Below are 20,579 nucleotides of genomic sequence, written 5' to 3'. Positions count from 1 at the left end.
AGTCTTAGCGCCTTGTTTTGACATACTTTCTCCGCCCCCTCATAATCTCAGGCAGATACGAAGGGGCGGAGAATCATTAATGACAACCGAAAGTAAGGATACGCAAAAGCCCCAAACGTCAGGGAAACGACTGCTTTTGTTTGCGTTGCTGTTCATTGCACTTACAGCCGCTGGTTTCTACGCCATTTATGATCACTTTTCTAACCGTGAGCTTACCTTTGACTTCCGGCTGTTTGCACCTGAAGTTATCAGCCTGACCATTCTACTTCTAATAGTGTACTTCGCTGCTGACGGGCTGCGACTTTATTACACCTTAAGAGCGCTAGGCTACAGAATACCCAAAAGCGCAATGGCTAAGCTAGTGTTCATTAATATCTTTTTCTCGAATATTACTCCTATGGCTACCGGTGGCGGCTTCGCACAGGTTTGGTTTTTGCACAGGCACGGGGTTCCTATTGGTAGGGCGACCGCAGCAACCACCATACGAACGGTGCTGGCCATTTTCTTTATTTTTTCGCTGACGCCGGTGTTTTTGCTGACTTTACCCCCCTTGCAAAACGAAGCCTTTATCAGTGACATTGGCGGCGCACTGGCTGTCTTTATTGTTCTTTATTTGGCTTTTTTCGCTATTGTTTTGCTAAGAGCTCATTGGCTCATTGGCCCGTTAAGTAAGCTGTTTCACAGTTTGTACAAATTGCACTTAATAAGCGAGTCACGGCACCAGCGCTGGCAATACAAAGCTCGTCGGGAAATGCTTCGTTTTAGTCGAAGCTTTGCAGAGTATTGCCGTGGTTCAAAGTCAGCTATTGCGTTGTCGGTATTTTTCACCGCCGTGTTTCTCATCAGTTTATTCAGTTTTCCTGCGCTTTTAATGTGGGGACTGGGCTACGATATAAATTACTTAGTGAGCCTTGGCTTACTGGTGATGACTACCTTCATTATGTATTTCGCCCCGACCCCTGGGGCATCAGGCATATCAGAAGGTGTGTTCGGCAGCTTCTTTAATGATATTTTGGCGAATAATCATTTATTATTAGTTACGTTCAGCTGGCGCTTTTTGACGATTTATCTGGGAATGATCGTCGGTTTAATTGTATTGCAAAGGTATCTCGTTAAATCTGCTCATAAACAGGATGTATCATGACAAAAACCAAGCTTTTAAAAATCCTGTTTTATTTAAATATCGCCATTATTGTTGGCCTTATTGGTTATAAAATTTACTTAAACTTAGTTACCTCAGAGTTTAAAGCGGAACACACCGATCAACTGGCTGCCATTAGTGCTCGTCTGGAAGGTCAGGACAGTTATAGCTTTGCGGTTGTCGGCAACATTAATAACTCGGTAGGAATATTCGAGCGCCGCATTATTCCTATGCTTAATAATGAAAACATCGACTTTCTGATATCTGCCGGTAATGCAGTGAGCAGTGGCGGAGAAGACAAGTACCGAGCGATACGGGGCACTTTGTCCCACCTGGAAATGCCTTACTTGCTGACGTTTGGTGAAAATGAATACGAGGAATTTGGCAGCTTCCGTTTTTATGACCATTACGGCCCGCATTTTTTCAGCTTTACAGCCGGGAACAGTCGCTTAATATTCCTCGACAGCACCGGTAAAACCCCTTGGCAGTGGCAGCTGCGTTGGCTGACCGAGATTTTAAAAGCCGATAACTCCAAGCATCGGTTTGTGTTTATTGGGCACCCTCCTATGGAGCCCGCAGAAGAGTTTATTCTTGCGGAAGAGGATGACTATTTACAGCCCATCGAATTTCGTCATGCGCTTCAACAGACACTGAGTAATTATGGCGTTGACCGGGTGTTTTCATCGAACATATCTATTTACTCGGAAAGTGACTACAAAGGCATTCCTTATATTACGACCGGTGGTGCTGGCGGGTTGGTATTGAATCAGGACGAGAGTTTTTATCACTACGTTAAAGTGAGCGTGAACGCGGATGGTTCGGTCGACCACTCAGTTCAAGAACTGGAGATTGGTCAGCATCCGATACTAAAACAACTAGAGAGCTTTTGGTTTTTCATTCACTCGTTGTTTTATGTGGGCTATTTAAACTTTATTCTGTTGGTGGCAGTGTTTCTGGTTATCAGCACCAAGCTCTACAACGCTGTTTTTATAGGAAAAGATTATTATCCGGACTACGACATTGATGCCGACCCATGGTTAAACCGCCACCTGAAAGTAGCCATGTTCACCAACAACTACCTGCCGTTTATTGGTGGTGTACCTATTTCAATAGAACGTTTACGCTGCGGACTGGAGAAGCTTAAAGACACCGTGCTCATTGTGGCACCGCGTTACAAGAAAACACGAAAAAAAGAAAAGAATGTAATACGCATGCCGTCTATTTTCTCGTTTGGTGAAAAAAGTGAATTTCGCTTCGCCAATATCTTTTCGTCTGCGGTGCGCAAAAAAGTTAAAGCGTTTAAGCCGGATATTATTCATGTGCATCATCCGTTTTGGATAGGTTCATTGGGTGTTTACATGGCTCGCCGCTTGAAAGTGCCGGCTGTTTATACGTATCACACGCGACTCGAACATTACGCGCACTTTGTGTTTTTACCGGGGTCTCTGTTTCGTAATATTATTGCGCACTTTCTAGTGCGCCGATTTGCGAACAAGTGTGATGCTGTCATTGTGCCGACCGACTCAACCGAAGAGTACCTGCGCATGATAGGGGTGACAGCACCAACCTATGTGCAGCCGACAGGCATTGAATACGACCGCTTTCAGCACGTGGAACCAGCGCAAGTTGAGAAGCTTAAAAAGCGGCTGAAAATAAAAGATGAAACCGTTTTTGTGAGCGTGTCGCGACTCTCTAACGAGAAAAACATCGACTTTATGATAGACGCGCTGGCAGAGCTCAAGAAGAACACCGACAAGGCGTTCCGGCTATTAATTGTGGGTGATGGACACCAGAAGCAGCGATTACAAGCGAAAATAGACGAGCTCGGTTTAACACAAACCATTCAGCTGGTGGGCTCGGTAGCGCCTGAAAATATGGCCAACTGGTATCAGCTAGGAGACGCCTTTTTGTTCGCGTCTCAGTCTGAAACGCAGGGCATGGTTATTTTGGAAGCTATGGCTGCGGGCTTACCGGTTGTTGCGGTTCGTTCTAGTGGTATTGATGATGTTGTGGAAGACGGATTTAACGGTTATAAAACGCCCGCTAAGCAAGCGGTTTGGTTGGAAAGAGTAGAGCGTATTCTTAACGATGAGAGCTTGCGTAAGGAGCTTTCCGACAACGCTGAAAGTTTTGCCAAAGCTTATTCAGTAGAGCGTTTCAGCCAGGATGTTCGCCATATTTATGCCGAAACCCTGGCTCGTTATCATGAAGCAAAGAATTAAAGAATATGATTCCAGAAAACTAACAGCTCACAGACTATTACCGCTGACGTTAGTATTAAGCGAATGCGGTAATAACCCATGTAAGAGGTCATGGCTGAGCTTCTCGCCAGCTTCTGCTCGAAGAAAAGCAAGGTCGCAAATCCGGCCATTTGAAGACCTAGTGACCAAGCAGATGAGTCCAGTAATAGGGTTAGCCAGGCAAGTATGGCAAAAGCATTGCTTAGAACCAGTAGCGCATTAGTGGGTTCGCTCTCTGCTCTGTGCAGCGCTCGGCCCCACAGCACACCACCGAGAAACGTCAGAATAATCGCACCGTAGGTAATGAGTAGATCAAGTGGTTGAATGCCAAACAAAGACTCAACCTGCATAAGCTCAGCCAGCGAGCTAACGATAAAAGGAATGAGCCCGAGAAACCCGAGAGTGTATATCAGTTTGTTTTTGGCTGTGTTCATAGTGAGCTCGTCTTTTTTAGTGTTTTATTTAAGTGTAGAGCAAAGAAAAATAACGACCACTCTATAACAGAATGACTTTAGGTCGTTGAAATTTATCCTTATTAGAGTCTACGTAGGTGCAGACTAAAAAGTTGCTTATCGTTGTGTAATGCAGGTTCTCGGTAGGTTCGAACGGTTGCGCTAAGACTTCTAATAACGGCCGGCCCGACGCCTTTGCGTAGGCCTCCGCAAGCGTCCAACGGTAAAAGAAATCCTCTTTTGTTGTTACTCCCTTCAAAAAGCCGTCTGCGTAGTGCTCGCGTATGCGGCTGTAATCTTTGTTTGACTCTAGGTTCTCGACATCAACGCCTATGGGAGACTCGGCGGAGTATGCGGCAACGACAAAATTTTTTTTATGGCTAATAGAGCAATAAACATTAGTGCCTGAAACGGACAGCTGAGGGGCGCCATTGTCGTTTTTTTGAAGAGAAACATCAGCTAAGGACACGCCGGTTTCTTGTGCAACTAATTGTTTTAACAGTTTTCCTGCTTCTAAGGACGTTTCTTTGCGGCTTAACCCATAAGGGAGTAGCCTATATCCGATAACCATAGACGATGTTATATTTTTGAAAATCGACGCTAAATTCTGTACTATTCCGCATCTTTTTTGAGTACCTGAACAAATACATTATGAGAGCTTCTCAAGCGAAAGTCTTTGTCGCTGATAGTACCCTAGTTACCAGTGAATGTCGTGACCGTTTAAAACAGGTTCCGGCATCAATGCGACGTCGTTTGAGCTCTTATTCAAAACTAATTGTAACAGCCATAATGGAGCTTGCGGAGCGGGAGAAAGGTGTACATAACACACCTGTCGTTTTGGCGACACGTCATGGCGACTTACAACGCACAGAGAAGCTGCTAAGAACATTAGTCCAGGGGGAAGTGTTATCGCCGACTCAATTCGGGCTTTCTGTGAATAATGCTGTTTTGGGTCAGTATAGTATGGCTGTCGATAATCAGCAGGCAATGACAACGATATCTGGCGGGGAAGAGACGTATCCGCTGGGTTGGCTGGAAGCAATTGCACAAGTATCAAATGAGTTTGAAAGAGTGTTGTTGGTCGTCGCTGACGAAACACCGCCTGAAGTGTATAGAAAACAGCAAAACTCGCCTATTCATGCGTTCGCTCAGGCGGTTTTGCTCGATAGAGAAAACGGTCGCGAAGTGATTTTGGATCAGTCTCGTGAGTCTGCTGAACATTACGACGCTTACGACGTTGCTGAAAAGCTTCAACATTGTCTGGAACAAGGCAAGCAACGCTTAGTAGTAAACTATGGCGCAAACAGCTGGAGTTGGCATGTTAGTTAGGCTCTGGAAGTTTATTAACAGAACCTGGCGCCGTTTAGCGACGGGGTTGTGCTTTGCCATATTTGGTATTGGCGGAGTCATTTTATCACTTACGGCGCTGCCGGCACTGAAGCTCATTTCAGCAGGCAACGAGGAATTGCGTCAGGCGCGGGCAAGACGTTTGGTGCAACTAACGTTTCGCTGGTTTATTGGTGTCATGAAGTGGACGGGTGTGTTCAACTTCGACTTCAAAGCGGTAGAGCAACTTAAACAGGTGAAAGGGCAGGTTATTATTGCGAACCACCCTTGCCTTATTGACGTAGTGGCGCTTATTTCCTTTGTGCCCAACCCAGATTGTGTCGTTAAGTCACATTTATGGAAAAACCCTTTTATGAAGGGGGTGATAAAGTCGACCGGTTACTTGAGTAATGAAGACCCGGATGAACTGGTGAAGGACTGTCAGGAGTCGCTCGAGCAAGGCTGTAACCTAATTATATTCCCGGAAGGCACACGTACAACGCCCGGTGAGAAGATTCGGTTTCAGCGGGGGGCAGCGCATTTAGCGTTGCGCACAAAAGCGAAGGTGACGGCGCTTTGGGTTGACTGCTCGCCAGTCACACTGATTAAAAATGAAATGTGGTATCAGGCGCCTAAAGAAAAACCAACACTTTCTGTTCATTATTTAAAAGAAATTGATACCCAAGCGTATCGCGATGAAGAAAAACTGAGTATTGCCGCACGCCACTTAACGCGTGACTTGCAGAATTTTTATGAAAAGGTGTTACAAGATGACAGACAGTCTGAAAACAGAGATCAAGCAGTTGATTATCGAGTCGTTGGATCTTGAAGATGTAGAAGTATCCGATATTAACGACTCAGCAGCACTATTTGGCGACGATGACGATGGCTTAAACCTGGACTCTATTGACGCATTAGAGTTGGGGTTAGCCATTAAGAAACAGTTTGATGTAAAGCTGGATGCGAATTCGGCGGAGACAAAAAAGCACTTTTATAGCGTGGATACCATAGCTGACTTTGTTGCGGCAAATCGCGGTTAATGAACGAGGGAAAGATGAAAACGAAAGACGAAGTATACGCTAGACTCACCCAGATTCTTGAAGAGGACTTCGAGATTGAGTCGGATGAAATCGCATTAGAAGCCAACTTATATGAAGATTTAGATTTGGACTCGATTGATGCGGTAGACCTGGTCGTTAAGCTACGCGAAATTACGGGTAAGAAAATTAGCCCCGATGCTTTCAAAGCCGTCCGCACAGTAGATGACGTTGTCAACGAAGTTTATAAGCTTGTTCACGGCGAATAATGAAACTCTTGCTGCGCACGTTAATCAGTATAGTGCTGATTGCCTACCCACTTTTAGTCTGGTGGTTAGCGCAGCAAGGATTAACTGACGGGCTGCTATTAATCCTGCTTGCCGTACTTGTGTCACAAGTGGCAATTCAAGGTATAAAAAACCCCAGGAGCTGGGTGTCAGCAGTCGTTCTTATTGTGGTCGCTATCACCTTCTTGTTTACTGACCAGCTTACCAGTGTATTGCTTTACCCTGTTTGGATGAACGCAGCAATGCTGACTGTCTTTTTACTGTCTTTATGGTTCAAGCCTGCCGTCATCACTCGCCTGGCTCGCTTAATGGAAGGGGAGTTATCGGAAAAAGCCGTTGCTTACACCGAAAAGGTCACTTGGGTCTGGGTGGGCTTTTTTCTGGTGAATGGTGCCGTTTCACTGGCCACGGTGCTCTATGGCGATATGGACATCTGGACTCTTTATAACGGATTTATCGCCTACGTGCTGATGGGCTTATTGTTTATTATTGAATGGAGTGTTCGTCGTGTTGTTAAAGACAAACACTAACTGCTGGGAGCTGTCCTGGCAGGCATTAAATGCGCCTTGTATGCAAACACCGCAAGGTGTCGTTTGCGCTCAGCAATGGCTTAATGATGTGCGCGGCGCCGCTCAATGGCTGGACGACCACTCTGGCAGAGTACTTTTGTACCGCAGCGATCTCTACGAGTTTAGTGTTTGGTTCTTTGCGTTCTTAAGCCTTGGCCGCGATATCGTATTACCCTCGAACGATAAACCAGTAACCCTGGCTGAACTAAGCCAAAGTTATGATGTGAGGGTGCCGTCAAAGTTACCAGACCTTAGTGAGCAGCAACAGCTTCAGACGTTGAGCGGCTCGTTAGACAGTCAGTTAACGTTTTTCACATCAGGCAGTAGCGGTAAGCCCAAACCGGTCATCAAAACAATTCGTCAGCTGCTCAATGAAGTTGAGACGTTGGAAGCGACCTTTGGCGAGTTGATAGCGGGTAGCCGTATAGTTTCAACCGTCACCCATCAACATATTTATGGTTTGTTGTTTACGGTATTGTGGCCGTTAGCCAGTGGTCGGGTCGTGAACACACAGTTAATTGAGTATCCGGAGCAGCTTGCCGAAGTGCTAGCGGATGACGGTCAGCGTCATGTATTGGTCGGTAGCCCTGCACACTTACAACGTCTTGATAATCTGGACGAGCTGAGTGCCCGGAATGAGGCGTTAAAGGCCATTTTCTCATCGGGCGGGCCGCTACCGGAACAGGTCCCCATCGATTTTAAAAAGCATGATTTAGTTGTTCCTATTGAGGTTTATGGCAGTACCGAAACCGGCGGTATTGCCTGGCGTCAGCGTAACAACGGCGGCGAGGCATTTACCCCGCTTGTTGGTGTTAAAGTCCGGGCCACCGAGCACGGCGTTTTGGCTGTGACATCACCTCATCTGGCGAACCCAGAGGATGAATTTATCTCTGAAGATCAGATAAAAATCGAGCAACAGGGTCGCTTTCATTTGTTAGGCAGAAAAGACACCGTGGTAAAAATTGCTGAGAAACGTGTGTCTTTAAATGAAGTTGAGCGCTTCACCCTCCAACAAGACTGGGTAAGTCAGGTAAAGGCTTGTTTGCTGGAAGGTAAACGCAATGAAATTGGCTTGGTGATAATACTGACGGACTCTGGCAGAAAGGCGCTGGAAAGCGAGGGACGCTTTGCTGTGCGTCAGGCATTAAGGCATCATTTGCAACAACGCTTTGAAAAAGTCGTGGTCCCCAAACGGTTTCGCTATGTTTCTGCGCTCCCAATTAACGATGCCGGAAAAGTCACTCAGGCCGCACTGCAAAACCTCTTTACCGACGTAACAAGGAATGACTGAAATGAAAACGCAGCTACCGGAATTTTCATCCTTGAGCGAGCGAGTGAACGATGCTGATAACGCTGAAATAGTCGGCAGTTTTCGGTTGAGTGAAGACTGTATCTATTTGCAGGGGCACTTTCCATCGGCGCCCATTCTTCCGGGCGTTACACAGCTTGACTGGGTGGTTCAGCTGGCATCGCAGCACTGGTCTACACCGGTCAGCATTCAGCGGGTTGAGGTGTTAAAGTTCAACGATATGATTTTACCCGGTGCCGACGTTGACTTGGTGATACAGCGTAAACGAAAAGACTGCATTACGTTTAACTATAAAAAAGGCGACACGGCGTTATCGTCCGGTCGTTTGGTGTTTTAAGTGACTGTTATGTCTGAGCCGAAGTTTTGCTTTCTCGTTCCAATTTATAATCACCACCGCACTATCGAAGCAACGGTGGAGAAGCTGTTGAGCTATGCGGTGCCCATTATTATTGTTGATGATGGCTCTAACGAAGAGACAAAAAAAGTACTGTTTCAGCTGGCTGAGCGTTTTGCATCCGAGGTGTTGCTGCATACGCTTCCTGAGAACAGTGGTAAAGGCGGTGCTTGCCTGGAGGGTTTCAGGGTCGCTTCAGAACAAGGGTATACTCATGCGCTGCAAATTGACGCTGACGGTCAGCACGACAGCGCTGATATTCCTCAATTTTTAGAACTCGCTAAACAGCGGCCAGAGGCGTTAATAAGCGGACATCCGCAGTATGATGATTCCATGCCAACCGCCCGTCGAATTGGCCGAAAGATTACGCATTTTTGGGTGCATATTGAAACACTCTCTATGTCAGTGAAAGACACCATGTGCGGATTTCGAGTGTACCCGTTAGCGGCTACCACTGAACTTATGGATAAGGTCAACATTGGCACGCGAATGGACTTCGACATCGAAATTATGGTTAGGCTGTATTGGCGGGGAGTACCCGTTTTGTTTATCCCCACTAAGGTTATTTACCCGGAGCAGGGGCAGTCACATTTCCGAGCATTTAAAGACAATGTGAAAATATCCTGGCTACACACCCGGTTGTTTTTCGGGATGCTGCCAAGAGCGCCGATGCTATTGGCCAGAAGGTTTAAGAGCTAGATTATGGCAGAGCAGCATTGGGCAAAAACCGAAGAGCGTGGCAGCTATTGGGGTATTCTTTTTGTCCTAAGAGCCTACCAGTACGGTGGACATTGGCTGATGCGTTTGGTGTTGGCACCTGTTATTACCTATTTCTTTTTAACGGGCAAAGCGTCGCGGCGAGCGTCCTGTCAGTTTTTAAAGCGAGTCCATGAATTTGCGGGGGGCAAGAGCCCGTTTACCCAGCCGCCCGGTTGGCGGAAAAGCTGGTATCATTTCTGGCAGTTTGGTTTGCATGCCCTGGAAAAGATTGATGCCTGGGTAGGCAAATCTCCAAAATATGCCGTCCGCAACTGTGGCGATACGCAATTCTCTGAACTGGAAAAGCGACCCGAAGGCGGGCTGCTTATTGGCAGCCACCTGGGGAATCTCGAGGTGGCCAGAGCAATGGCGGGTAAGAAGTACAGTCGACGGTTGAATGTGCTGGTGTTCACCCAACATGCCCAGTCGTTCAACAAGGCTTTAAAAGCTGTTAATCCGAAGGCCGATATAGACCTTATTCAAGTGACTGACATTGATATGGGGCTGGCCATTATGCTTAAAGAGCGCATTGATAATGGCGAGTATGTCGTTATTGTCGGCGACAGAACGTCGGTAACAGCACCAAGGCAGTCAGTCACTCATGAGTTTTTGGGGCAGCCAGCGCCATTTGCTTTGGGGCCGTGGATACTCGCGAGCGTGCTAGAATGCCCTGTGTACTTTTTATTCTGTTTGAAGAACCCGGAAGACGGTAACTACGATCTGTATTTAAATTTCGCTTGTGAGCAGTTAAAGCTTCCGCGAAAGCGTCGGCAAGAGGCATTACAGCCGGTGCTGAAGCAATACGCCGAGCAATTAGAGCAGCTCGCTATTCGCTACCCATACCAGTGGTTTAATTTTTTTGATTTTTGGCATAAGGACAGTCAGTAGTATGACGACATCAAACGTTTGTTTTGGCGAACAGCCGGTCACCATAGAAGATGTTGTAGCGCTTGCTAACAATGAGGTGACAGCAACCTTGAGTAAAGCGCCGGAGTTTGTTGCCCGAATTGACGCTGGTGTTCGTTTCCTCGATGACTTGTTAGAGCAGGATGGCGTGATTTACGGCGTGACCACGGGCTATGGTGACAGCTGTACCGTTTCTGTACCTGACAACCTGGTTTCAGAGCTGCCTATTCATTTAACACGCTTCCACGGCTGTGGGTTGGGCGACTACTTTAACGAGCAGGAAACGCGCGCTATTTTGGCGGTGCGCCTGGCATCGCTGACTCAGGGTTATTCAGGAGTGAGTCGGCCGCTGTTAGAACGTTTGGTACTGATGCTGAATGAAAATATGCTGCCACTAATTCCGAAAGAGGGCAGTGTTGGCGCCAGTGGTGATTTAACACCGCTGTCTTATATTGCTGGCGCTTTAATTGGCGAGCGGGATGTCCGCTTTAACGGTGAAATTATGACAAGCGCGGAAGCCTTCAAGGCTCTGGGTGTCGAACTTCATAGGCTGCGCCCCAAAGAAGGTTTAGCGATAATGAATGGCACGGCGGTGATGACCGCACTGGCTTGTCTTGCCTGGGATCGTGCCGACTATTTAACGCGCCTGTCTAGCCGTATTACTGCGTTAGCCAGCATTGCATTAGAAGGTAATTCAAACCATTTTGACGAACTGCTGTTTGCCGTTAAACCGCATAAAGGCCAGCAACAAGTCGCCAAGTGGATACGTGACGACTTGAATCATCATGAGCATCCGCGTAATTCCTCCCGGTTGCAGGATCGCTACTCCATTCGCTGTGCGCCGCACATCATTGGTGTGTTGAAAGACGCTTTACCGTGGTTCAAAGACACCATTGAAAACGAGCTGAACAGTGCTAACGATAACCCGATTATTGATGGCATTGGCGAACATGTTTTGCATGGAGGCCACTTCTACGGCGGCCACATTGCTATGGTCATGGACTCGATGAAGGCAGCTATAGCAAATCTGGCCGATTTGCATGACCGGCAAATGGCGTTGTTGCTTGATACGAAAATGAATCATGACTTGCCATCGAATTTATCGGCGGCTGAAGGCGAGCGAAAAGCGATTAACCATGGCTTTAAAGCGGTGCAAATTGGTTGTTCTGCCTGGACAGCAGAAGCATTGAAGCTGACTATGCCAGCGAGTGTTTTTTCACGCTCTACTGAATGTCATAACCAGGATAAAGTCAGTATGGGAACCATTGCCGCTCGCGATTGTATGCGGGTACTCGAGCTCACGGAGCAAGTGACAGTGGCCACCTTGTTAGCGTCCTACCAGGGCAGTGTTCTGCGCGAACGTATGGCAGGGAAGCTGCGTGAAACCGGGCCAGAGTTGGCGGCAATGCGAGCGTCGCTAGCCGCTGAATTCGAACTGCTAGTAGAAGATAGACCGCTGGAACACGAACTTAGAGGCTGGTTAGAGAAAATTCGCAGCAAACCATGGAACCTGTATGGGGAGTCCGCATGAAGCAAGCCAGTTTAACCATTAATGTGCCATTTTTTGATGTCGACGCCATGCAGGTGGTTTGGCACGGACATTATATTAAATATATTGAAATGGCACGCAGCGAGCTGCTGAGAACTTTCGACTACGACTATCCCACGATGGAGGCTAACGGGCACCTGTGGCCGATAGTCGACTTACGTTTGAAGTATGTTGCCTCGGCCACTTACGGTCAGGACATTCGGGTGACGGCAACATTGGTCGAGTGGGAGCACCGGCTGAAGATGAATTACGAAATTCGCTGTGTTGAAACCGATGAGTTATTGACCAAAGCGACCAGTGTGCAAGTGGCTGTCTGCAAAAACACAAAAGAAATGCTGTTTGAGTCGCCGGATATCGTATTTGAAAAGCTTGGGGTCACACGCTCATGATGCGTTTATTCGTACTAATTCTGGCGTTAATGCTAACTGCGGGCGTGAAAGCGGAAACAGCAACTTCTGAACAGGCACTAAAAAAGCTATCAGAGCAAGCTCAGCCATTGCCGCTGACAGTCATATTTGAGCAGCGTAAGTATTTGTCGGGTTTACCCAGAGCGCTAGTGAGCTCTGGCGAAATGACCATTACTGAAGAGGCCATTTTGTGGGAAACGCAGAAGCCACAGAAACAATCATTAAAAATAACTGAGCAGGGCATTTTTAAAGGTTCACAGCAAACGTCAGCAACGGGCAGTGAAACCATCGCTGAGTTGCTGCTAGCGATTCTGAAACAGGACGAACGAGTTCTGCAAGAGCAGTTTAGTTTGAGCTTACAAAAAAACTGCGTACAGATGGTGCCAAACTCCGACACGCTGGCTGGTGTCATGCAACGTATCCTCAGTTGTGGTAATACGCGGGTCGAGCGTGTCGAATTGCACGAAACGAACGGCAATAGAACCGAAATAAACTTTGCTGAGGCGCCGCAGTGAAACGGGTGAGTCGCGTTGTCTTCCTATTGATACTTCTGGGACTGCTGGCGGCGGGCATGAGTCAGCAGCTACCCAAAGTCAGTTGGCAAAGCAGCTTAGCGGATGCGTTACCCAATCAAGTGTCAGAAACCCAGCGCGCTTATCTTGAGAGCCAGCAGCCCAATACACAGCAATTACTGATTGCTTTCGAGCAAAGCGGACATATAGCTGGCGAACTACGCGCGACAGTGGAGTCGGAGGTTGCTGTATTGCTACAGCGTGAACCGACGTTAAAACGAGCCGAACTGACAGACACCAAAGCGTTTTTATCATTTTACCGTGAGCATGCGGGGCGTTTGGCCACGAGACAAGGTACTGAGCGGTTACGTGCGGGGCAGTTCAATGGGCTTATTAGCGATGCTCAAAGCTTGTTGCAAAGTCCTGAACCCGTACTGGTTCCAGTGACTCAAGACCCTTTATTGCTGACACAGCGCTATCTCAAGAGCTTACCGGATTTAATGCCGGGCTATAAAAACTATAACGGTCTTTATAGCCGCACTGACGAAGAAACGGTGCAAGTACTGGTGCCACTGCAAATTGCGGGTGACGCATTAAGCATAAACCAAACACAGCAAGTGGTTGCTCAGCTTAATGGCTTTATCAGCGCGGTAAAGCAAACCGATGCTGACATAAGCAGTTATCGAAGCGGCTTAATTTTTCACGCGGATGCTGGCGCTAAGCAAGCCAAACAGGAAATGACTTGGTTTGGCGGACTGTCTTTATTATTGGTTCTAAGCGTTTTAATTTGGGTGTTTCGCTCCCCCTTCCAGCTGTTTTATACACTAAGTTTACTGGCTGTTGCGTCGGCCTTTGGGCTACTGGCAACGCTGTTTTGGTCGTCTTCACCGCATGTGCTGATGTTGGTATTTGCAACCAGCTTCATCGGTCTGTGTATTGATTATGTTATCCATGGGTTTATTGCGCGCAGTCACGGAGCGTCAGCCTGGAAAGCATTGACCCCTGCACTTTGGTTGGGTGGTTTAACAACGATAGCCGGCTACGTTCTGTTGTTAGCGGTTCCGCTTCCTCTGTTACAGCAGCTGGGTGTGTTTATGGCGGCGGCATTATTCAGCGCGGTTTTGTTGGTGACTCTTACCTTGCCTTGGTTACCTAAACCTAAGCAACCGCAAGCGAAATGGCAGCGGTTTTGTGAAAAAGCCGAAACAGGGTATTGTCGACTACAACGACAACTACCGAGTCGTTGGCTAACGGTGCTGCCGGTGATCACGGTGGTCATTCTGATAGCCGCTCATGCATCTAATGACAGCGTCCGTTTGCTAGCCAGCTCCCCCAAACCGCTGTTAGAAGAAGAAAACTATTTGCGAGAGCATACGTCGTTTTATTTCAGTCCCGAGGTTATCCTTGTCGCCGGCGATACTCGTCAGCAGGCGCTTGAAAGAACCAGTCTTGTCGACGAGAGCTATCACGCCATTGGTATTAGCGACTATTATTCGCCAACTTCCCAGCAGCAAGATGTCATCGAGCTGCAACAACAGCTATTTGAATCCAGTGAAGGCGTTGCTTTTTTGCAGTGGTTGGGGATATCAGCACCCAAACTTAATGCTGCAGACGCAGTTCATCCGCTCGAACACCAGTTTTTGTACCCTTTTAACGACCGTTGGCTAAGTGTTGTGCGCCTACAACAGGGGAACGCCGCTGCGAGTTTTTATGACAAACCGTGGGCGCAAGTTTTCGACCCAATAGAGCATGCCTCTAGTGCGCTGGGCGAATACCGGCAGTCTATGCAGGTTTGGTTGGGCGCGCTGTTGGCTTTAAGCTTCTTTGTACTGTTTATATTCCTGAATCGGGGAGCGGCACTAAAAGAGAAAGCGAAAGCTTCCTGGCAGGTATTCAGTGTTATTTTGCTGTCGGTGTCTACGGCATTACTGGTTGCGCAATTAAGCCAACCGTTGAACCTGTTCCATTGGATAGGTGCCATGTTTGTGCTAGTTCTGAGCATTGACTATGGCGTGTTTTGCGCTAGTAGACTGCAACGCTCACACGCACTACAGGCTATTTACTTATCGGCTTTAACCACGTTAGTGGCTTTTGGCGCACTGACGTTCAGTTCAACACCGGCAATAGCCGCCTTTGGGCAAGTGGTCATGGTAGGCGTATTTGTGAGTGTGCTTTTTTGCCCGTTGATAACAACTGCCCCAACAAAAGACGTTAAAAAGGACGAAGGACAATGAAGGATCAAATCTACGATGTGGCTATTATTGGCGCGGGCCCGTCTGGGGCTACGGCCGCCGCCATGCTGGCTGATGCCGGGAAAAAGGTACTGGTGATTGAGCGTCAGCAGTTCCCTCGCTTTTCTATTGGTGAAAGTTTACTGCCACAGTGTATGGCTTATTTACAGCAAGCCGGGTTGGAAAGCCTGGTGACAGAAAACGCTGATGAGCTCGGTTTTCAGTTTAAAAATGGCGCGGCTTTTTATTGTCAGGGGCAGCATGTGAACTTCGACTTTCGAAAGAAGTTTAGTGAAGGACCAGGCACTACGTTTCAAGTAAAACGCGAACGTTTTGATCAACTGCTGATTCAAGGCGCAGCAAACAAAGGTGCGCAGGTTGAACATGGTGTGACGCTAACCGATATCGACTTTTCGTCGCCTGACTTTGTGTCTCTCAGCGTCGCAACGGAGCATGAGAGTTTTGAGATAAAAGCGGCTTATGTGCTTGATGCCAGCGGCTTTGGGAGGGTTCTGCCAAGGTTATTGTCGTTGGAGTCTCCGTCAGACTTTCCGGTTCGGCAGGCAGCATTTTGCCATGTAAAATCAGACTTGGCGGGTGGCAACTTTGACCGCAACCAAATACTCATTACGGTGCATCCGACCAATCCAGAAATTTGGTATTGGCTGATTCCTTTCGCCGATGGTACAGCGAGTATTGGGGTGGTTGGCGCAGAGCAACTGTTCGCGGAGCATGACAGCCCGTCCGATAAACTCTGGAGTAAGATCAAAGAAGAGCCTTACTTGCTTGAAGTGTTGGGGAATTATGAAGTCACCCGTCCTGAGCAATGCATCACCGGTTATTCGGCTAGTGTGAGTCGACTTTACGGAGACCGCTTTGCGCTTTTAGGCAATGCCGGCGAGTTTCTGGACCCGGTCTTTTCGTCGGGTGTGACAATAGCAATGAAGTCATCATCGTTAGCTGTACCGCTCGTGTTAAAAGAGTTAGAAGGGCAAAAGCAAGACTGGGAAAACGATTTCAGCAAGCCGTTGCGGGTTGGTATTTCAACGTTCAGAACCTTTGTGGAAGGATGGTATGATACGCGTTTCCAAAAGGTAATTTTTTACCCGGAACAGCAACAACAAGTGAAAGAAATGATTAGCTCTATTTTAGCCGGCTATGCCTGGGACGAGAAGAACCCATACGTTAAGGAAAGCGAACGTCGCTTAAACGTATTAGCGGAGTTGTGCGCGTGATCGGCGTTTTTCGATGCGTAACGCTAACCTTAATGCTTTTCGCTGTTGCGGGCTGCACGGCTCTTGGCAGTAAAGACCGTTTGCAGGTACCGGTGGGCACAGGTTATTACAGTTTACAGTGGCAGTGGCCAGGTGAGCCATTGCAGATGTGGCAGGAAGTCCGTTGGTCACAAAAAGCAGAACAGGTGAAAAATCGAGAGTTCGTGGTTTCTGTGTTACTAGAAAGTGAGCGCTTGTTACTCGTCGCATTGTCACCGTTGGGGAATGAGCTGTTTCGCTCAGAGCTCACCGCCTCAGGACACAGCTTTAAAGGCTCCGACTTTCTTGATGAACCCAAGTTAGCATTACAGGTTTGGGCCGATTTACAGCTTGCGTTATGGCCGTTAGAAACAGTAAACGCTCATATGTCGTCTGGCGAACTGCAACGAGAGAATGGTCGCAGAAACTTAAGAGACGACGGTGAGCTGGTTTGGTCCTCAGGAGTCACAATGAACACCAGTGGCACCATAGAAAATAAGCAACGGGGCTATGAGTTGACGGTTAATACATTACAGTACGACGTGTTAGATAATGATGAAAATTAGCCTCAGTAAGCCCGGTGCCGTTTGTGCCGCCGGCGCATCATGCGATGACATTTGGGCTGCCGCACTTGCGGGAGACAATACAGGACTGTCGTTGGCAAAAGACACGCTTAACGACGGCAGTGGCTATTACCATGGCAAAGTAGCGGATAATAAGTTGCCGGCGTTGAGTGAGCTCCCCGCAACTATGCGAACCCGAAATAACCAACTGCTGCTCTGCGCTTTAAAGCAAATTGAGGTGCCATTACGGACTGTCATTGAACAGGTTGGGGCGCATCGAGTTGCTGTGGTTTTAGGTACCAGTACCTCCGGTATTGCGTCAGGGGAAGAGGCGCTGGCACACCATGAGCAACATGGCGAGCTGCCTGATAAGTTTAATTATAAAATGCAGGAAATGGTGGCTCCGGCTGAGTGTCTGGCCGAGTTGATGGGTATTGCAGGGCCGGCTTACAGTATTTCGACCGCTTGCTCATCGAGCGCAAGAGCCTTTATGAGTGCTAGCTCATTATTGGCTTCTGGGTTTGCTGATGCTGTTGTTGTCGGTGGTGTCGACTCATTGTGCAACCTGACATTGAACGGTTTTAAAGCGTTGGAATCAATGGCGTCTGAGCGCTGTAACCCATTCAGCATTAATCGCAGCGGTATTACCATTGGCGAAGCTGCAGGGCTGTTTATAGCCACACGGAAAGAAGACGGTCTGCAGGATGACTTGGTGTGTTTAGCGGGCGCTCAATCGACCTCTGATGCGCATCATATGTCAGCGCCGCACCCGGAAGGACGAGGTGCTGTCGCCGCCATGCGTGGCGCGTTGTATGAGGCGGGTATTGAAACCGCAGACCTGAGCTATATCAACTTACACGGTACAGCTACGCCGCTTAACGACAAAATGGAAGCGCATGCGGTCACTGAACTCGGCTTGCAGGATATACCGGCCAGTTCAACCAAAGCATTAACAGGGCATACGTTGGGCGCAGCTGGCGCAATAGAAGCAGTGATGTGCTGGCTGGCGCTGGAGCGGCAAAATGGATTGCCCAAACATGCCTGGGACGGTCAGCAGGATCCTGACACCAAACCGCTTAACCTGTATCAAGGTGAGCCGCTTGCTAAACCGGTTAATCATTGCCTGAGCAACTCGTTTGCGTTTGGCGGTAATAATGTTTCACTTGTATTTAGTAAGGGTGAACTGTGACATATACACTCAATGAATTAATTAAGCACCAGCCACCAATGAAGCTCATTGATGAGTTGATATCGGTGGATGACACAAAAGGACGTTGTCGGCTGACAGTCACAGAAGATAACTTGTTTTACAATGATGTATTAAAAGGGCTGCCAGCTCACGTTGGTATTGAGCTTATGGCGCAGAGTATTGCTGCGGTTGCGGGTAATCGACACAAAAGCCAGGGTGATGATATCAAACTAGGTTTTTTACTTGGCACGAGAAAATACACCTGTGATATCGAGTGTTTCGATGTCGGGCAAAGTTATGACGTAGATGTTGAAGAAATTCATGCCGAGGAATCGGGTTTGAGTGTTTTTGAGTGCAGTATTTCTCAGCAAGAGGCTGTAGTAGCCAAAGCGAGGCTTAATGTGTATCAGCCACCCGATGAAAAAGCATTTATAGAGGAAAATTATGGCGACTAAGATGACGACAAATGAGGCTAGCGATAACAGTCATCGCGTTTTAGTAACAGGCTCTGGTAAAGGGATTGGGCGCGCTATTGCATTGCAGCTTGCCGAGGACGGCTATGATATTGCTGTGCACTGTCGCTCCGATCGCGCATCTGCAGAAAAGGTCGTGGCTGAGATAAAAGCGCTGGGACAACAAGCATCACTTTTGGTTTTTGATGTGGGTGACAGAACGGCTGCCAGAGAGGCTATAGAATCAGACATTGAACAACACGGTGCCTATTATGGTGCAGTGTGTAACGCGGGCGTAACTCGTGACGGTGCCTTCCCTTCGTTAACAGAAGATGACTGGGACAGCGTGTTAGAAACGAATTTAGGCGGTTTTTACAATGTATTGCATCCGCTCATTATGCCAATGATTCAAAAGCGTCAGGGCGGGCGCGTTGTGACAATCGCATCAGTTTCCGGGATTGCCGGTAACCGCGGGCAAGTGAATTACAGTGCCTCGAAGGGCGGTGTTATTGCGGCGACAAAAGCGTTGGCATTGGAGCTGGCAAAGCGCAAAATCACCGTTAACTGTGTGGCGCCGGGGCTTATTGAAACTGATATGACAGAAGAGCTGGAACACGAAAAACAAATCATGTCGATGATTCCGCTGCGTCGAGCGGGTAAGCCTGAGGAAGTTGCCGGTTTAGTCGGTTACTTATTCCAGCCGTCTGCTGCTTATATCACGCGACAAGTTTTCTCAGTTAATGGTGGGTTAGTGTAATGAAACGGGTTGTCGTAACAGGGATGGGCTGCGTAACTGCCTTTGGTGATAACTGGCAGGATTTTCGTCGACACTTAGAGGCGGGTAAAAATGCGGTCGTCACTATGCCGGAATGGGAGCGTTTTGAAGGCTTAAATACGCGCTTAGCTGCGCCTATTCAGCCGCCTTTTAAAAAACCGAAACACTATTCGCGCAAAGCGGTGCGCTCAATGAGCACAGTTAGTTTGATGGCTACCCGCGCGACAGAAATGGCGTTAGAAGATGCCGGACTACTGAATGATGACTGTATTACCGACGGGCGCTGTGGCGTTGCTTACGGCTCTTCAACGGGCGATACCGAGCAGATGAAAATTTTCGGCAATATGCTCTCCACCGGCGATATGACTGGGTTGAATGCAACGACCTACATAAAAAGCATGGGCCACACTACGGCTGTGAATTTAGGTGTTTTTTATGGTGTAAAAGGGCGAGTTCATACCACCAGCTCGGCCTGTACTTCCGCATCACAAGGCCTGGGTTATGCTTATGAAGCCATTCGCTATGGTCATCAGAAAGTGATGATTGCCGGTGGTGCTGAAGCCCTGTGTCCGTCCGAAGCTGTGGTGTTTGATACTTTATACGCGACCAGTACTCGTAATGACGAACCCGAAGCGACACCGCGGCCGTTCGACAAAAACCGTGACGGTCTAGTAATCGGAGAAGGCGCCGGTACGTTTATTCTGGAAGAGTTAGACCATGCGCTTGAGAGAGGCGCGTCCATTTATGCTGAGCTAGTGGGTTTTGGAACCAACTCAGATGGCGCCCACGTGACTCAGCCGACGGCTGAAACAATGGCTGTAGCCATGAAGCTAGCGCTGGAGCAAGCGCAGCTAAGCCCAGATGCTATCGGATACGTAAATGCGCACGGAACGGCGACTGACCGCGGTGATGTTGCCGAGTCGAATGCCACCGCATCTGTTTTTAACCGGGCGGTGCCAATCAGTTCATTAAAGAGTTACTTAGGGCATACATTAGGTGCTTGCGGCACTATCGAAGCTTGGGCATCGATAGAAATGATGAAGGACCAATGGTTTGCACCTACCGTTAACCTAAGTGATGTGGATGAAGAGTGTGGAAAGCTGGACTATATTGCCGGCGAAGGGCGTAAGCTCGATACTGATTACGTCATGACAAACAATTTTGCTTTCGGTGGTATTAATACATCACTGATCTTTAAACGTTGGAATAACTCTAATAAATAAGGAAA

The 20,579-nt window shown here is 48.0% G+C and carries 23 protein-coding genes; 21 read left to right on the top strand and 2 right to left on the bottom strand.

Annotated features, from left to right (window positions below; all coding sequences use genetic code 11):
• The first annotated feature begins 79 nt into the window (after positions 1–79).
• Together B3850_RS06880 and B3850_RS06875 are read left to right on the top strand one after the other, a co-directional pair.
• The gene (locus B3850_RS06880) at positions 80–1,144 is read left to right on the top strand and encodes a lysylphosphatidylglycerol synthase transmembrane domain-containing protein (RefSeq protein ID WP_286874921.1); all 1,065 of its coding nucleotides are present in this window, start codon (positions 80–82) and stop codon (positions 1,142–1,144) included.
• Positions 1,141–3,363 (top strand): glycosyltransferase, encoded by a 2,223-nt coding sequence (locus B3850_RS06875; RefSeq protein ID WP_286911560.1) that lies wholly within the window; start codon positions 1,141–1,143, stop codon positions 3,361–3,363. The genes B3850_RS06880 and B3850_RS06875 overlap by 4 nt, the downstream gene beginning before the upstream one ends.
• On the opposite strand, the gene B3850_RS06870 is transcribed toward B3850_RS06875, so the two are convergent.
• The gene (locus B3850_RS06870; protein WP_053954240.1) at positions 3,360–3,815 is read right to left on the bottom strand and encodes a DUF3429 domain-containing protein; all 456 of its coding nucleotides are present in this window, start codon (positions 3,813–3,815) and stop codon (positions 3,360–3,362) included. The two genes, B3850_RS06875 and B3850_RS06870, sit on opposite strands and share 4 nt — an antisense overlap.
• Positions 3,816–3,876: 61 nt before the next feature.
• Positions 3,877–4,404 carry a 4'-phosphopantetheinyl transferase family protein gene (locus B3850_RS06865; RefSeq protein ID WP_053954241.1) on the bottom strand — a complete coding sequence of 176 codons (528 nt, stop codon included), beginning with the start codon at positions 4,402–4,404 and terminating at the stop codon, positions 3,877–3,879.
• Positions 4,405–4,484: 80 nt separating this feature from the next.
• Here B3850_RS06865 and B3850_RS06860 point away from each other — a divergent pair, with 80 nt between their 5' ends.
• From B3850_RS06860 to B3850_RS06770, 19 genes are read left to right on the top strand one after another with little or no spacing between them, the layout of a single operon-like run.
• Positions 4,485–5,162 (top strand): beta-ketoacyl synthase chain length factor, encoded by a 678-nt coding sequence (locus B3850_RS06860; protein WP_053954242.1) that lies wholly within the window; start codon positions 4,485–4,487, stop codon positions 5,160–5,162.
• Complete coding sequence (locus B3850_RS06855) at positions 5,152–5,988, top strand: lysophospholipid acyltransferase family protein (RefSeq protein ID WP_053954243.1); 837 nt, start codon at positions 5,152–5,154, stop codon at positions 5,986–5,988. The genes B3850_RS06860 and B3850_RS06855 overlap by 11 nt, the downstream gene beginning before the upstream one ends.
• Positions 5,930–6,199, top strand: coding sequence for a phosphopantetheine-binding protein (locus tag B3850_RS06850; RefSeq protein WP_053954244.1), 270 nt, complete (start codon positions 5,930–5,932; stop codon positions 6,197–6,199). The genes B3850_RS06855 and B3850_RS06850 overlap by 59 nt, the downstream gene beginning before the upstream one ends.
• A gap of 14 nt (positions 6,200–6,213) precedes the next feature.
• Positions 6,214–6,465 carry an acyl carrier protein gene (locus B3850_RS06845; RefSeq protein WP_053954245.1) on the top strand — a complete coding sequence of 84 codons (252 nt, stop codon included), beginning with the start codon at positions 6,214–6,216 and terminating at the stop codon, positions 6,463–6,465.
• Complete coding sequence (locus B3850_RS06840; RefSeq protein ID WP_053954246.1) at positions 6,465–7,013, top strand: hypothetical protein; 549 nt, start codon at positions 6,465–6,467, stop codon at positions 7,011–7,013. Before B3850_RS06845 ends, B3850_RS06840 begins: the two co-directional genes overlap by 1 nt.
• Positions 6,991–8,343 carry an AMP-binding protein gene (locus tag B3850_RS06835; RefSeq protein WP_053954247.1) on the top strand — a complete coding sequence of 451 codons (1,353 nt, stop codon included), beginning with the start codon at positions 6,991–6,993 and terminating at the stop codon, positions 8,341–8,343. The genes B3850_RS06840 and B3850_RS06835 overlap by 23 nt, the downstream gene beginning before the upstream one ends.
• A 1-nt stretch (position 8,344) precedes the next feature.
• Positions 8,345–8,698 (top strand): hydroxymyristoyl-ACP dehydratase, encoded by a 354-nt coding sequence (locus B3850_RS06830; RefSeq protein ID WP_053954248.1) that lies wholly within the window; start codon positions 8,345–8,347, stop codon positions 8,696–8,698.
• A 9-nt stretch (positions 8,699–8,707) separates the two neighbouring features.
• A complete protein-coding gene (locus tag B3850_RS06825) occupies positions 8,708–9,454 on the top strand; it encodes a glycosyltransferase family 2 protein (protein WP_053954249.1) in 747 nt (248 codons plus the stop codon).
• A gap of 3 nt (positions 9,455–9,457) precedes the next feature.
• Positions 9,458–10,402: an acetyltransferase gene (locus tag B3850_RS06820; RefSeq protein ID WP_053954250.1), complete on the top strand. Its 945-nt coding sequence runs from the start codon at positions 9,458–9,460 to the stop codon at positions 10,400–10,402.
• A 1-nt stretch (position 10,403) separates the two neighbouring features.
• On the top strand, positions 10,404–11,951 hold the full coding sequence (locus B3850_RS06815; protein WP_053954251.1) for an HAL/PAL/TAL family ammonia-lyase: 1,548 nt from the start codon (positions 10,404–10,406) through the stop codon (positions 11,949–11,951).
• Positions 11,948–12,358 carry an acyl-CoA thioesterase gene (locus B3850_RS06810; protein WP_053954252.1) on the top strand — a complete coding sequence of 137 codons (411 nt, stop codon included), beginning with the start codon at positions 11,948–11,950 and terminating at the stop codon, positions 12,356–12,358. The genes B3850_RS06815 and B3850_RS06810 overlap by 4 nt, the downstream gene beginning before the upstream one ends.
• A complete protein-coding gene (locus B3850_RS06805; RefSeq protein ID WP_053954253.1) occupies positions 12,355–12,891 on the top strand; it encodes a LolA family protein in 537 nt (178 codons plus the stop codon). The genes B3850_RS06810 and B3850_RS06805 overlap by 4 nt, the downstream gene beginning before the upstream one ends.
• The gene (locus B3850_RS06800; RefSeq protein ID WP_286911559.1) at positions 12,888–15,122 is read left to right on the top strand and encodes an RND transporter; all 2,235 of its coding nucleotides are present in this window, start codon (positions 12,888–12,890) and stop codon (positions 15,120–15,122) included. Before B3850_RS06805 ends, B3850_RS06800 begins: the two co-directional genes overlap by 4 nt.
• Complete coding sequence (locus B3850_RS06795; RefSeq protein WP_286911558.1) at positions 15,119–16,354, top strand: NAD(P)/FAD-dependent oxidoreductase; 1,236 nt, start codon at positions 15,119–15,121, stop codon at positions 16,352–16,354. The genes B3850_RS06800 and B3850_RS06795 overlap by 4 nt, the downstream gene beginning before the upstream one ends.
• Positions 16,351–16,938 (top strand): DUF3261 domain-containing protein, encoded by a 588-nt coding sequence (locus B3850_RS06790; RefSeq protein ID WP_286874947.1) that lies wholly within the window; start codon positions 16,351–16,353, stop codon positions 16,936–16,938. Before B3850_RS06795 ends, B3850_RS06790 begins: the two co-directional genes overlap by 4 nt.
• Positions 16,925–18,124 (top strand): beta-ketoacyl-[acyl-carrier-protein] synthase family protein, encoded by a 1,200-nt coding sequence (locus B3850_RS06785; RefSeq protein WP_286911557.1) that lies wholly within the window; start codon positions 16,925–16,927, stop codon positions 18,122–18,124. The genes B3850_RS06790 and B3850_RS06785 overlap by 14 nt, the downstream gene beginning before the upstream one ends.
• Positions 18,121–18,579, top strand: coding sequence for a hotdog family protein (locus B3850_RS06780; RefSeq protein WP_053954257.1), 459 nt, complete (start codon positions 18,121–18,123; stop codon positions 18,577–18,579). Before B3850_RS06785 ends, B3850_RS06780 begins: the two co-directional genes overlap by 4 nt.
• Positions 18,569–19,333, top strand: coding sequence for a 3-ketoacyl-ACP reductase FabG2 (locus B3850_RS06775; RefSeq protein ID WP_286874953.1), 765 nt, complete (start codon positions 18,569–18,571; stop codon positions 19,331–19,333). The genes B3850_RS06780 and B3850_RS06775 overlap by 11 nt, the downstream gene beginning before the upstream one ends.
• Positions 19,333–20,574 (top strand): beta-ketoacyl-ACP synthase, encoded by a 1,242-nt coding sequence (locus B3850_RS06770; RefSeq protein ID WP_286874956.1) that lies wholly within the window; start codon positions 19,333–19,335, stop codon positions 20,572–20,574. The genes B3850_RS06775 and B3850_RS06770 overlap by 1 nt, the downstream gene beginning before the upstream one ends.
• The last annotated feature ends 5 nt before the right edge of the window (positions 20,575–20,579 follow it).

The sequence above is a fragment of the Idiomarina sp. UBA4520 genome (genome assembly GCF_002388365.1).
Taxonomy (GTDB): Bacteria; Pseudomonadota; Gammaproteobacteria; order Enterobacterales; family Alteromonadaceae; genus Idiomarina; species Idiomarina zobellii.
Note: the sequence above shows the minus strand (reverse complement) of the source record. Positions and strands in the feature narration are given on the sequence as shown.

Bases quoted from the DNA above. Each gene is read 5' to 3' on its own strand.
- B3850_RS06795 (WP_286911558.1), top strand. From the start codon at position 15,119: ATGAAGGATCAAATCTACGATGTGGCTATTATTGGCGCGGGCCCGTCT.
- B3850_RS06875 (WP_286911560.1), top strand. From the start codon at position 1,141: ATGACAAAAACCAAGCTTTTAAAAATCCTGTTTTATTTAAATATCGCC.
- B3850_RS06805 (WP_053954253.1), top strand. From the start codon at position 12,355: ATGATGCGTTTATTCGTACTAATTCTGGCGTTAATGCTAACTGCGGGC.
- B3850_RS06870 (WP_053954240.1), bottom strand. From the start codon at position 3,815: ATGAACACAGCCAAAAACAAACTGATATACACTCTCGGGTTTCTCGGG.
- B3850_RS06860 (WP_053954242.1), top strand. From the start codon at position 4,485: ATGAGAGCTTCTCAAGCGAAAGTCTTTGTCGCTGATAGTACCCTAGTT.
- B3850_RS06770 (WP_286874956.1), top strand. From the start codon at position 19,333: ATGAAACGGGTTGTCGTAACAGGGATGGGCTGCGTAACTGCCTTTGGT.
- B3850_RS06850 (WP_053954244.1), top strand. From the start codon at position 5,930: ATGACAGACAGTCTGAAAACAGAGATCAAGCAGTTGATTATCGAGTCG.
- B3850_RS06810 (WP_053954252.1), top strand. From the start codon at position 11,948: ATGAAGCAAGCCAGTTTAACCATTAATGTGCCATTTTTTGATGTCGAC.
- B3850_RS06865 (WP_053954241.1), bottom strand. From the start codon at position 4,404: ATGGTTATCGGATATAGGCTACTCCCTTATGGGTTAAGCCGCAAAGAA.
- B3850_RS06815 (WP_053954251.1), top strand. From the start codon at position 10,404: ATGACGACATCAAACGTTTGTTTTGGCGAACAGCCGGTCACCATAGAA.
- B3850_RS06775 (WP_286874953.1), top strand. From the start codon at position 18,569: ATGGCGACTAAGATGACGACAAATGAGGCTAGCGATAACAGTCATCGC.
- B3850_RS06830 (WP_053954248.1), top strand. From the start codon at position 8,345: ATGAAAACGCAGCTACCGGAATTTTCATCCTTGAGCGAGCGAGTGAAC.
- B3850_RS06845 (WP_053954245.1), top strand. From the start codon at position 6,214: ATGAAAACGAAAGACGAAGTATACGCTAGACTCACCCAGATTCTTGAA.
- B3850_RS06825 (WP_053954249.1), top strand. From the start codon at position 8,708: ATGTCTGAGCCGAAGTTTTGCTTTCTCGTTCCAATTTATAATCACCAC.
- B3850_RS06880 (WP_286874921.1), top strand. From the start codon at position 80: ATGACAACCGAAAGTAAGGATACGCAAAAGCCCCAAACGTCAGGGAAA.
- B3850_RS06855 (WP_053954243.1), top strand. From the start codon at position 5,152: ATGTTAGTTAGGCTCTGGAAGTTTATTAACAGAACCTGGCGCCGTTTA.
- B3850_RS06840 (WP_053954246.1), top strand. From the start codon at position 6,465: ATGAAACTCTTGCTGCGCACGTTAATCAGTATAGTGCTGATTGCCTAC.
- B3850_RS06785 (WP_286911557.1), top strand. From the start codon at position 16,925: ATGATGAAAATTAGCCTCAGTAAGCCCGGTGCCGTTTGTGCCGCCGGC.
- B3850_RS06820 (WP_053954250.1), top strand. From the start codon at position 9,458: ATGGCAGAGCAGCATTGGGCAAAAACCGAAGAGCGTGGCAGCTATTGG.